We start from the raw sequence: 11,780 nt of genomic DNA, 5'->3' as shown, positions 1-11,780 counted from the left end.
CATGAAGGTCGGCGCGGTCATCATCACCATGGGCAACCGCCCGGACGAACTGCGCGCCCTGCTCGACTCGGTGGCCAAGCAGGAGGGCGACCCCGTCGAGGTCGTCGTGGTCGGCAACGGCTCGCCGGTCCCGGACGTCACGGAGTTCTCCTCCCACGTCCGCACCGTCGAGCTGCCCGAGAACCTCGGCATCCCCGGCGGCCGCAACGTCGGCATCGAGGCCTTCGGGCCCGGCGGCCGCGACGTCGACATCCTGCTCTTCCTCGACGACGACGGCCTGCTCGCCCGGCACGACACGGCCGAGCTGTGCCGCCGGGCCTTCGCCGCCGACCCGAAGCTCGGCATCGTCAGCTTCCGCATCGCCGACCCCGACACCGGCGTCACCCAGCGCCGGCACGTCCCGCGCCTGCGCGCCTCCGATCCGATGCGCTCCTCCCGGGTCACCACCTTCCTCGGCGGCGCCAACGCCGTCCGCACGAAGGTCTTCGCCGACGTCGGCGGCCTGCCGGACGAATTCTTCTACGCCCACGAGGAAACCGATCTGGCATGGCGGGCCCTCGACGCGGGCTGGATGATCGACTACCGGTCCGACATGGTGCTGTACCACCCCACGACCGCGCCCTCGCGGCACGCGGTCTACCACCGCATGGTCGCCCGCAACCGCGTGTGGCTGGCCCGCCGCAACCTGCCCGCGCTCCTCGTCCCGGTCTACCTCGGGGTGTGGCTGCTGCTCACCCTGGTGCGCCGTCCCTCGCGGCCCGCGCTGAAGGCGTGGTTCGGCGGTTTCCGGGAGGGCTGGACCACCCCGTGCGGTCCCCGCCGGCCCATGAGGTGGCGTACGGTATGGCGGCTGACCCGGCTGGGCCGGCCTCCCGTGATCTGACAAGCTCGTTCCTGCGAGCGACCGGACCCCGACCGGGTCCCCGGCTCGACCCCCTGCCCGTACAGGGCTGCGCAATCCCGGAGACGAAAGTTATTCACCAGTGAGTGAGACAACACACGACGCCCTGGTCGCGGTGAGCGCGCCCCCGTCGCCCGACGAGGGCCTCACGGCGGCACAGCTCGCCGCCAAGTACGGGCTCACCGTGAGCGGCGCCCGGCCCTCCCTGGTCGAGTACGTCCGCCGGCTGTGGGACCGGCGCCACTTCATCCTCGCCTTCTCCCGGGCGAAGCTGACCGCCCAGTACAGCCAGGCGAAGCTCGGCCAGCTGTGGCAGGTGGCGACCCCGCTGCTGAACGCGGCCGTGTACTTCTTCATCTTCGGCATGATCCTCAAGGCCAACCGGGGCCTGCCGCGCGAGGTGTACATCCCCTTCCTGGTCACGGGCGTGTTCGTGTTCACCTTCACGCAGAGTTCCGTGATGGCGGGCGTGCGGGCGATCTCCGGCAACCTCGGGCTGGTCCGCGCGCTGCACTTCCCGCGCGCCTCCCTGCCGATCTCCTTCGCGCTGCAGCAGCTCCAGCAGCTGCTGTTCTCGATGATCGTGCTGTTCGCCGTCGCCGTCGCCTTCGGCAGCTACCCGGACCTGTCCTGGCTGCTGATCGTCCCGGCGCTCACCCTGCAGTTCCTGTTCAACACCGGCCTCGCGCTGATCTTCGCCCGGGCCGGCGCCAAGACCCCCGACCTGGCGCAGCTCATGCCGTTCGTGATGCGCACCTGGATGTACGCGTCCGGCGTCATGTTCTCCATCCCGATCATGCTGGCCGACAAGCCGCAGTGGGTGGCGAACGTCCTGCAGTGGAACCCGGCCGCGATCTACATGGACCTGATGCGCTTCGCCCTCATCGAGGGCTACGGCGCCGAGAACCTCCCCGACCACGTGTGGGCGGTCGCCGGAGGATGGGCCGCGCTGATCGCCGTCGGCGGCTTCGTGTACTTCTGGAAGGCGGAGGAGAGGTACGGCCGTGGCTGAGCCGACAACCGAGCGGGAGCCGGTCCGGCCCGACGAGGGCGAGCGGATCCCCACCGTCATCGCCGACGAGCTGCACATCGTCTACCGCGTCAACGGCGCCAGGTCCGGCAAGGGCAGCGCCACCGCCGCCCTCAGCCGGATCCTCAGGCGGGGCTCCGACGACACGGCGCGCGGCGTGCGCAAGGTGCACGCGGTCAAGGGCGTCTCCTTCGTCGCCTACAAGGGTGAGGCGGTCGGCCTGATCGGCTCCAACGGCTCCGGCAAGTCGACCCTGCTGCGCGCCATCGCCGGCCTGCTCCCGGCGGAGAAGGGCCGCGTCTACACCAACGGCCAGCCCTCCCTGCTCGGTGTCAACGCGGCGCTGATGAACGACCTGACCGGTGAGCGCAACGTCATCCTCGGCGGCCTCGCGATGGGCATGTCCCGCGAGGAGATCAAGGAGCGCTACCAGCAGATCGTCGACTTCTCCGGCATCAACGAGAAGGGCGACTTCATCACCCTGCCGATGCGCACCTACTCCTCCGGCATGGCGGCCCGGCTGCGCTTCTCCATCGCCGCCGCCAAGGACCACGACGTCCTGATGATCGACGAGGCCCTGGCCACCGGCGACCGCAAGTTCCAGAAGCGCTCCGAGCAGCGCATCCGCGAGCTGCGCAAGGAAGCCGGCACGGTGTTTCTGGTCAGTCACAACAACAAGTCGATCCGGGACACCTGCAACCGGGTCCTGTGGCTGGAGCGGGGCGAGCTGCGCATGGACGGACCCACGGACGAGGTCCTCAAGGAGTACGAGAAGTTCACCGGCAAATAGGGCATCCCGGCCTCGCCCCGATGGCCCGGAACGCTTCCCCGGGCCCCGTCGCAACCTTGGCGGCGGGGCCCCGCGTCTGCAAAGGAAACGTCAACTCGGCCCAGTCTCAGGAAGCTTGACGCCAATCGGTGTGTTCTTGTGATGTGCAGGACACCCCAGGGATCACCGCTGCGCTGTACAACGTAAGCTGTAACGGTCTCGAAAGGCGGCAAGTAGGGCGATAACGCGCCACACCCTCCACCGGGACGGCCGTACGGAGGGCCGGGCGGCGTGTCCGAAATAGTGCGTATCGGGTCGGCAGTGTAGAACGGGAGATGTGACGGCAATGGCTACGGAGACTCCCCGGCTGAGCGCAGCGTGTGCCGTCCCCGTTCCGGGCAGCCGGCGGTGACGGGAACCGACACGTCGCACACCGGTGATCCGGAGCGCGGCACGCTCGACAAGGCCGCGGGTGAGAACTTCCCCGTGGCGCCGTTCTTCCTGCCCAGGGCCTGGCGCACCGACCTCATGGCCGTCTACGGCTTCGCCCGCCTCGTCGACGACATCGGCGACGGCGACCTCGCCCCCGGCGGCGGCGACGCCCGGCTGCTCGGCGTGGAGCCCGCGGACGCCGAGGACCGGCTGCTGCTCCTGGACGCCTTCGAGACCGACCTGCGCCGCGTCTTCGACGGCACGCCCCGCCACCCCCTGCTGCGCCGCCTGCAGCCCACGGTGCGCCGCCACGCGCTGACCCCCGAGCCCTTCCTCGGCCTGATCGCCGCCAACCGCCAGGACCAGCTCGTCACCCGCTACGAGACCTACGACGACCTCCTCGCCTACTGCGAGCTGTCGGCCAACCCGGTCGGCCGCCTGGTCCTGTCCGTCACCGGCACCTCGACGCCCGAGCGCATCCGCCTGTCGGACGCGATCTGCACGGCGCTGCAGATCGTCGAACACCTGCAGGACGTCGCCGAGGACCTCGGACGGGACCGCGTCTACCTGCCCGCCGCGGACATGAAACGTTTCCACGTCCGGGAGGCGGACCTCGCCACCCCCGTCGCGAACGCATCGGTGCGCGCGCTGGTCGCATACGAAACAGAACGCGCCCTCTTTCTCCTGAATGAAGGCGCCCCCCTCGTGGGTAGCGTCCACGGCAGGTTGAAGTTGCTGCTCGCAGGGTTCGTGGCGGGAGGAAGGGCGGCGGTCCACGCGATCGCCGCAGCCGGATACGACGTACTTCCCGGCCCGCCCAAGCCCGGCAAGATCCGGTTGCTGCGTGAGGTGGGCGTGACTCTGCGAGGAGAGGGGTGATCCGGACCGTGGAGTTCGAACCACACGTGTCCGCACCGGTACTCGCCGCCTACCGCTACTGCGAGGCCGTCACCGGACAGCAGGCCCGCAACTTCGCCTACGGCATCAGACTGCTGCCGGTGCCCAAGCGCCGTGCCATGTCCGCGCTGTACGCGTTCTCGCGGCGCGTCGACGACATCGGCGACGGCGAACTGGCGGACGAGGTCAAGGTGGCGCGGCTGGAGGACACCCGGGCGACGCTGGCCCGGGTGCGCGAGGGCGGGATCGCCGAGGACGACACCGACCCGGTCGCGGTCGCCCTCGCGCACGCCGCCGACGCCTTCCCGATCCCGCTCGGCGGCCTGGACGAGCTGATCGACGGCGTCCTGATGGACGTACGCGGCGAGACCTACGAGACCTGGGACGACCTGAAGGTGTACTGCCGCTGCGTCGCGGGCGCCATCGGGCGCCTCTCGCTCGGCGTGTTCGGCACGGAGCCGGGGGCGCGCGGCGCCGAGCGCGCGCCCGAGTACGCCGACACGCTCGGCCTCGCGCTCCAGCTCACCAACATCCTCAGGGACGTGCGCGAGGACGCCGAGGGCGGACGGACCTATCTGCCCGCCGACGACCTCGCGAAATTCGGGTGCGCGGCCGGCTTCGGCGGGCCGAAACCACCGGACGGCTCCGACTTCGCGGGCCTCGTGCACTTCGAAGTGCGACGGGCCCGCACGCTTTTCGCCGAGGGCTACCGCCTGCTGCCCATGCTCGACCGGCGCAGCGGCGCCTGCGTCGCTGCCATGGCCGGCATCTACCGCCGCCTGCTCGACCGGATCGAGCGCGATCCCGAGGCCGTGCTGCGCGGCCGGGTCTCGCTGCCGGGGCGGGAGAAGGCGTACGTCGCCGTCCGGGGTCTGTCCGGCCTGGACACCCGGCAGGTGAGCCGGAGGACCGTCAGGAGGCGCGCCTGATGGACAGTCCGGTGCACGGCGATCCCGCCGCCGAGAACGGTGCGGAACGGTACGCGACCCTCCGCGGGGCTACGGCGTCGCTGACGGGGCCGGCCTGCCGTGACCCGTTCCGCCGCCACCGCGGCGGCCGCGCGGGGGAGGACGCACGATGACCCACGGCACGCGGTCCCACGATCCGCTCGCGAACCCCGCCCGGCGCGTCGGCGGGGACGCCGTCGTGGTCGGCGGCGGACTCGCCGGCGTCACCGCCGCGCTCGCGCTCGCCGACGCCGGAGTGCGCGTCACCCTGCTGGAGGGCCGCCCCCGGCTGGGCGGGCTCGCCTTCTCCTTCCAGCGCGGCGACCTCACCGTCGACAACGGACAGCACGTGTACCTGCGCTGCTGCACCGCCTACCGGTGGTTCCTCGACCGCATCGAGGCCACCGCGCTGGCCCCGCTGCAAAGCCGCCTCGACGTGCCGGTGGTCGACGTGGCCCGGCCCGAGGGGCGGCGGCTGGGCAGACTGCGGCGCGACCCGCTGCCGGTCCCGCTGCACCTGGGGCGCAGCCTGGCGACGTACCCGCACCTCTCGCTCGCCGAGCGGGCCCGGGTGGTCCGCGCCGCGCTCGCGCTCAAGGGGCTCGACCTCGCCGATCCGGCGCTGGACGACCAGGACTTCGGCAGCTGGCTGGCCGCGCACGGGCAGTCCGCGCGCGCCGTCGAGGCGCTGTGGGACCTGGTCGGGGTCGCCACCCTCAACGCGGTCGCGGGCGACGCCTCGCTGGGGCTCGCCGCGATGGTCTTCAAGACCGGCCTGCTGTCCGACCCGGGCGCGGCCGACATCGGATGGGCGCGCGTCCCGCTGGGCGAACTGCACGACCGGCTCGCCCGCAAGGCGCTCGAGTCCGCGGGCGTGCGTACCGAGGTCCGTACCCGCGTCACCTCCGTCTCCCGCGACGACACCGGACGCTGGCGCGTCGAGGTGCCGGGCGAGACGCTCACGGCCGACGCCGTCGTGCTCGCCGTGGCCCAGCGCGAGGCCCACGACCTGCTGCCCGCCGGCGCCCTCGACGCCCCGGAACGGCTGCTGCGGATCGGCACGGCGCCCATCCTCAACGTCCACGTCGTCTACGACCGCAAGGTGCTCGCCCGGCCGTTCTTCGCGGCCCTCGGCACCCCGGTGCAGTGGGTCTTCGACCGCACCGACGCCGGCGGGCTGCGCACGGGGCAGTACCTCGCGGTGTCCCAGTCGGCCGCGCACGACGACATCGACGCGCCCGTCGCCGCGCTGCGCGAGCGCTACCTCCCCGAGCTGGAACGGCTGCTGCCCGGCGCGCGCGGCGCCGAGGTGAGGGACTTCTTCGTGACCAGGGAGCGCACGGCGACGTTCGCCCCGACCCCCGGCGTCGGACGGCTCAGGCCCGGCGCCCGTACCAAGGCCCCCGGCCTCTACCTGGCCGGAGCGTGGACCGCCACAGGGTGGCCCGCGACCATGGAGAGTGCGGTCCGCAGTGGCGTGAACGCGGCGGACGCCGCGCTGAGCGCCCTGGGCCGGCCCCGCCCCCGTCACCTCTTCGACGTCGAGGAGGCGGCGTGACGCTCGATCAGCAGGCGGCAGGCCCCCGCACCCCCGGCACCGCAACAAGAGGAGAGACTGTGCCCACTGTGCCCCCGGCCTCGACGGCCGCTCGAGAGACCGCGGTGGACGTGACCGCGCTCCTGGAGCGCGGCCGGACCCTGGCCACACCGGTACTGCGGGCGGCCGTCGACCGCCTGGCCCCTCCCATGGACACCGTTTCCGCCTACCACTTCGGCTGGATCGACGCCGAGGGCAATCCCGCGGACGGCGACGGCGGCAAGGCCGTCCGCCCCGCCCTCGCGGTGCTCTCGGCCGAGGTCACCGGGGCCGCCGCCGAGACCGGCGTCCCCGGCGCGGTCGCCGTCGAGCTGGTCCACAACTTCTCGCTGCTGCACGACGACCTGATGGACGGCGACGAACAGCGCCGCCACCGCGACACGGTCTGGAAGGTGCACGGCCCCGCCCAGGCGATCCTGGTCGGCGACGCCCTGTTCGCCCTGGCCAACGAGATACTGCTGGAACTCGGCACGGTCGAGGCGGGCCGCGCCACCCGCCGCCTGACCCGCGCCACCCGCGCCCTGATCGACGGTCAGGCGCAGGACATCTCCTACGAGCACCGCGACCGGGTCAGCGTCGAGGAGTGCCTGGAGATGGAGGGCAACAAGACCGGCGCCCTGCTCGCCTGCGCCTCCTCGATCGGCGCCGTCCTCGGCGGCGCCGACGACCGCACCGCCGACACGCTGGAGAAGTACGGCTACCACCTGGGCCTGGCCTTCCAGGCCGTCGACGACCTCCTCGGCATCTGGGGCGACCCGGTCTCCACCGGCAAGCAGACCTGGAGCGACCTGCGCCAGCGCAAGAAGTCCCTGCCGGTCGTGGCCGCCCTCGCGGCCGGCGGTCCGGCCTCCGAGCGGCTCGGCGAGATCCTCGCCGCGGACGCCAAGAGCAGCGACTTCGCGAACTTCTCGGAGGAGGAGTTCGCCGCCCGCGCCGCCCTCATCGAGGAGGCCGGCGGCCGTGAGTGGACCGCCGAGGAGGCGCGCCGGCAGCACACCGTGGCGGTCGAGGCCCTCGACACCATCGACATGCCCGACCGGGTACGGGCCGCCTTCACGGCGCTCGCCGACTTCGTCGTCGTACGGAAGAGATGATCATTATCGGTCGAATAACCCTCGCGTAGTCGCCGGCCGGTGCCGAGGTCGAGGCACCGTCCGACGGCGGACCCACAGCAGCACGACTCGCACGACTGCACGAAGGGGAAGCCATGACAGCGACGACCGACGGAAGCACCGGGGCGCTGCCGCCCCGCGCTGCCGCGGCCAGCGAAACCGACAGTACCGACCCCGTGGCGGCGGGGGTCCGAGACGCCGCCGTGCGCGCCGTGGGACGCGCCACCGGCTTCCTGCTGTCGCGGCAGGACGCCCAGGGCTGGTGGAAGGGCGACCTCGAGACGAACGTCACGATGGACGCCGAGGACCTGCTCCTGCGCCAGTTCCTGGGCATCCGCGACGAGGCCACGACCCACGCCGCCGCGCTGTTCATCCGCGGCGAGCAGCGCCCGGACGGCACCTGGGCCACCTTCTACGGCGGACCCGGCGAACTCTCCACCACCATCGAGGCGTACGTCGCCCTGCGGCTGACCGGCGACGCGCCCGACGCGCCGCACATGGCGAAGGCCTCGGCGTGGATCCGCGAGCGGGGCGGGATCGCCGCCGCGCGGGTCTTCACCCGGATCTGGCTGGCGCTGTTCGGCTGGTGGAAGTGGGAGGACCTGCCCGAACTCCCGCCCGAACTCCTCTACTTCCCGAAGTGGTTCCCGCTCAACATCTACAACTTCGGGTGCTGGGCGCGGCAGACCATCGTGCCGCTCACCGTCGTCTCCGCGAAGCGCCCGGTGCGTCCGGCGCCGTTCCCGCTGGACGAACTGCACACCGACCCCGACCACCCCAACCCGGCCAAGCCCCTGGCGCCGGTGACGAGTTGGGACGGTCTGTTCCAGCGGCTGGACAAGGTGGTGCGCGGCTACCGGCCGATCGCGGTGCGCCGGCTGCGCAGGGCCGCCATGAACAGCGCCGCCCGCTGGATCATCGAGCGCCAGGAGAACGACGGCTGCTGGGGCGGCATCCAGCCGCCGGCCGTGTACTCGGTCATCGCCCTGTACCTGCTCGGCTACGACCTCGAGCACCCGGTGATGCGGGCCGGCCTGGAGTCCCTCGACCGGTACGCCGTCCGGCGCGAGGACGGCGCCCGGATGATCGAGGCCTGCCAGTCGCCGGTGTGGGACACCTGCCTGGCCACCATCGCGCTCGCCGACGCCGGAGTGCCCGCCGACCACCCGCAACTGGTCAAGGCCGCCGACTGGATGCTGGGCGAGCAGATCGTACGGCCCGGCGACTGGTCCGTGCGCAGGCCCCAACTGCCGCCCGGCGGATGGGCGTTCGAGTTCCACAACGACAACTACCCCGACATCGACGACACCGCCGAGGTCGTCCTCGCGCTGCGCCGGGTCCGGCACCACGACCCGGAGCGGGTCGAGAAGGCCATCGGGCGCGGGGTGCGCTGGAACCTCGGCATGCAGTCGAGGAACGGGGCGTGGGGCGCCTTCGACGTCGACAACACCAGCCGGTTCCCCAACCGGCTGCCGTTCTGCGACTTCGGCGAGGTCATCGACCCGCCGTCCGCCGACGTCACCGCGCACGTCGTCGAGATGCTCGCGGCCGAGGGGCTGGCCCACGACCCGCGCACCCGGCGCGGCGTCCAGTGGCTGCTCGCCGAACAGGAGCCGGACGGCTCGTGGTTCGGGCGCTGGGGCGTCAACTACCTCTACGGCACCGGGTCCGTGGTCCCCGCGCTCACGGCCGCCGGCCTGCCCGTCTCGCACCCGGCGATCCGGCGGGCGGTGACCTGGCTGGAGTCGGTGCAGAACGACGACGGCGGCTGGGGCGAGGACCTGCGCTCCTACCGGGACGCCGGGGAGTGGAGCGGCCGCGGGGCCTCCACCGCCTCGCAGACGGCCTGGGCGCTGATGGCCCTGCTGGCGGCGGGGGAGCGGGACTCCCGTGCCGTCGAGCGCGGCGTGCGGTGGCTCGCGGCCACGCAGCGCGAGGACGGTTCGTGGGACGAGCCGTACTTCACCGGCACCGGCTTCCCGTGGGACTTCTCCATCAACTACCACCTCTACCGGCAGGTCTTCCCGCTGACCGCGCTCGGCCGGTACGTCCACGGAGAGCCGTTCGCCGAGAAGGCCCTGGCCGAGCCGCCCCGGGTCGAGAAGCCGCTGGTCGAGAAGCCGCTCGCCGGGCAGCCCCTGGTCGAGGAACTGCTCGCCGACAAACCCCTCGCCGAGGCCGAGGGGGGCTGATGAGCGCCCGTCCCGCCCCGGCACCGTTGCTGATCGCGTGCGCGCTCGGCATCGAGCACCTCGCCCTGCGCACCGGCGACCGCGGAGTGCGGCGGGAGGGCCCGAGGCGTCCCGGAACCGAACCGGACGGGTACGGCGCCGGCGGGCCGGTCACCGTGCTGCGTACCGGCATGGGTCCCAAGGCGGCCGAACGGTCGGTCTTCCGTGTGCTCGCCGATCCGGTGCTCGCCGACGCCGCCGTCCTGGCCACCGGCTTCTGCGCGGGCCTGGCCCCCGGCATGCACCCCGGCGACCTGGTGGTCGCCGAGGAGACCCGGGACCCGCGCGGCAACGTGCCGTGCGTCGGCACCGAGCTGCTGGTGAAGGAGCTGGTGCGGGCCGTGCCCGGCCGTACCGTCCACACCGGCCCGCTCACCGGCTCCGACCACGTGGTCCGCGGCCCGGAGCGGTCCGAGCTGCTGGCGACCGGCGCGATCGCGGTCGACATGGAGTCGGCGGCCACGCTGCTGAGCGCGGTCCGCGTGAGCGAGCGCCCGGTTGCGGCCGTGCGGGTGGTGGTGGACGCTCCAGAACATGAACTCGTCCGGATCGGCACGCTGCGCGGTGGAATATCGGCTTTCCGTGTGCTCCGTTCCGTTCTTCCGGCTTTCTTCGAATGGCACCGTTCCTTGCTGCTCCCCAGGAGGTGAGCCAGATGGCCATGCCGCTGCGTCAGTCCATCAAGGTCGCTACATACTTGGCAGAACAGAAGCTCCGCAAGCGCGACAAGTTCCCGCTGATCGTGGAGCTGGAGCCGCTCTTCGCGTGCAACCTGAAGTGCGAGGGATGCGGCAAGATCCAGCATCCGGCCGGGGTGCTCAAGCAGCGCATGCCGGTCGCGCAGGCCGTGGGAGCGGTGCTGGAGTCCGGGGCGCCCATGGTGTCCATCGCGGGCGGTGAACCGCTGATGCACCCTCATATCGACGAGATCGTGCGGCAGCTGGTGGCCAAGCGGAAGTACGTCTTCCTGTGCACCAACGCGATGCTGCTGCGCAAGAAGATGGACAGGTTCAAGCCCTCGCCCTACTTCGCGTTCGCGGTGCACATCGACGGGCTGCGCGAGCGGCACGACGAGTCCGTCGCCAAGGAGGGCGTGTTCGACGAGGCGGTGGAGGCCATCAAGGAGGCCAAGCGGCGCGGCTTCCGGGTGACCACCAACTCGACCTTCTTCAACACCGACACCCCGCAGACCATCATCGAGGTGCTCAACTTCCTCAACGACGACCTGAAGGTCGACGAGATGATGATCTCGCCCGCCTACGCCTACGAGAAGGCTCCGGACCAGGAGCACTTCCTGGGCGTGGAGCAGACCCGCGAGCTGTTCAGGAAGGCGTTCGCGGGCGGCAACCGGCTGCGCTGGCGGCTCAACCACTCGCCGCTGTTCCTGGACTTCCTCGAGGGCAAGGTCGACTTCCCGTGCACGGCGTGGGCGATCCCGAACTACTCGCTGTTCGGCTGGCAGCGCCCCTGCTACCTGATGAGCGACGGGTACGTGCCGACGTACCGCGAGCTCATCGAGGACACCGACTGGGACAAGTACGGCCGGGGCAAGGACCCGCGCTGCGCCAACTGCATGGCGCACTGCGGCTACGAGCCCACCGCCGTCCTCGCCACCATGGGGTCCCTGAAGGAGTCCTTGCGCGCGATGCGCGAGACCGTCTCCGGAAACCGGGAGTGACCCGGTGACCGCCGTCGCCCTGGGCGTGCCCGAGGTGCCGGCCCGGCCGGTCGCCGCGCGTCGCGCGTCGCGGCGGATCCAGGTCGGGCCGGTGGCGGTCGGGGGCGGAGCCCCGGTGTCGGTGCAGTCGATGACGACGACGCGTACCTCGGACATCGGTGCCACGCTGCAGCAGATCGCGGAGCT

12 protein-coding genes are annotated in these 11,780 nt (G+C 71.9%); all 12 read left to right on the top strand.

Going from position 1 to position 11,780, the window contains the following annotated elements; all coding sequences use genetic code 11:
• The first annotated feature begins 1 nt into the window (after position 1).
• Positions 2 to 883, top strand: coding sequence for a glycosyltransferase family 2 protein (locus VKA29_RS36010; protein ID WP_324790288.1), 882 nt, complete (start codon positions 2 to 4; stop codon positions 881 to 883).
• A 100-nt stretch (positions 884 to 983) separates the two neighbouring features.
• Entirely contained in the window at positions 984 to 1,913 is a 930-nt protein-coding gene (locus VKA29_RS36005) for an ABC transporter permease (protein WP_324790287.1), read from the top strand.
• A complete protein-coding gene (locus VKA29_RS36000) occupies positions 1,906 to 2,721 on the top strand; it encodes an ABC transporter ATP-binding protein (protein WP_324790286.1) in 816 nt (271 codons plus the stop codon). The genes VKA29_RS36005 and VKA29_RS36000 overlap by 8 nt, the downstream gene beginning before the upstream one ends.
• Positions 2,722 to 3,108: 387 nt before the next feature.
• Positions 3,109 to 4,011 carry a squalene synthase HpnC gene (gene hpnC, locus VKA29_RS35995; protein ID WP_324790284.1) on the top strand — a complete coding sequence of 301 codons (903 nt, stop codon included), beginning with the start codon at positions 3,109 to 3,111 and terminating at the stop codon, positions 4,009 to 4,011.
• Positions 4,008 to 4,958: a presqualene diphosphate synthase HpnD gene (gene hpnD, locus VKA29_RS35990; protein ID WP_324790283.1), complete on the top strand. Its 951-nt coding sequence runs from the start codon at positions 4,008 to 4,010 to the stop codon at positions 4,956 to 4,958. The genes hpnC and hpnD overlap by 4 nt, the downstream gene beginning before the upstream one ends.
• On the top strand, positions 4,958 to 5,110 hold the full coding sequence (locus tag VKA29_RS37095; RefSeq protein ID WP_420718645.1) for a DUF6380 family protein: 153 nt from the start codon (positions 4,958 to 4,960) through the stop codon (positions 5,108 to 5,110). The genes hpnD and VKA29_RS37095 overlap by 1 nt, the downstream gene beginning before the upstream one ends.
• The gene (hpnE, locus tag VKA29_RS35985; protein ID WP_324790282.1) at positions 5,107 to 6,534 is read left to right on the top strand and encodes a hydroxysqualene dehydroxylase HpnE; all 1,428 of its coding nucleotides are present in this window, start codon (positions 5,107 to 5,109) and stop codon (positions 6,532 to 6,534) included. The genes VKA29_RS37095 and hpnE overlap by 4 nt, the downstream gene beginning before the upstream one ends.
• Positions 6,535 to 6,602: 68 nt before the next feature.
• Positions 6,603 to 7,667: a polyprenyl synthetase family protein gene (locus tag VKA29_RS35980; RefSeq protein WP_324790376.1), complete on the top strand. Its 1,065-nt coding sequence runs from the start codon at positions 6,603 to 6,605 to the stop codon at positions 7,665 to 7,667.
• Between the two features lie 113 nt (positions 7,668 to 7,780).
• Complete coding sequence (gene shc, locus VKA29_RS35975) at positions 7,781 to 9,877, top strand: squalene--hopene cyclase (protein ID WP_324790281.1); 2,097 nt, start codon at positions 7,781 to 7,783, stop codon at positions 9,875 to 9,877.
• Entirely contained in the window at positions 9,877 to 10,566 is a 690-nt protein-coding gene (locus VKA29_RS35970; RefSeq protein WP_324790280.1) for a 1-hydroxy-2-methyl-2-butenyl 4-diphosphate reductase, read from the top strand. The genes shc and VKA29_RS35970 overlap by 1 nt, the downstream gene beginning before the upstream one ends.
• 5 nt (positions 10,567 to 10,571) lie before the next feature.
• Entirely contained in the window at positions 10,572 to 11,594 is a 1,023-nt protein-coding gene (hpnH, locus tag VKA29_RS35965; protein WP_324790279.1) for an adenosyl-hopene transferase HpnH, read from the top strand.
• Between the two features lie 4 nt (positions 11,595 to 11,598).
• Positions 11,599 to 11,780: flavodoxin-dependent (E)-4-hydroxy-3-methylbut-2-enyl-diphosphate synthase (locus VKA29_RS35960; RefSeq protein ID WP_324790278.1), on the top strand; the 182-nt coding region annotated here is incomplete at its 3' end.

The organism is Streptomyces sp. H51 (genome assembly GCF_035656535.1).
In the GTDB taxonomy this organism is placed as follows: Bacteria; Actinomycetota; Actinomycetes; order Streptomycetales; family Streptomycetaceae; genus Streptomyces.
The sequence above is the reverse complement of the archived record's forward strand: the minus strand, read 5'-3'. Positions and strand labels throughout refer to the sequence as shown.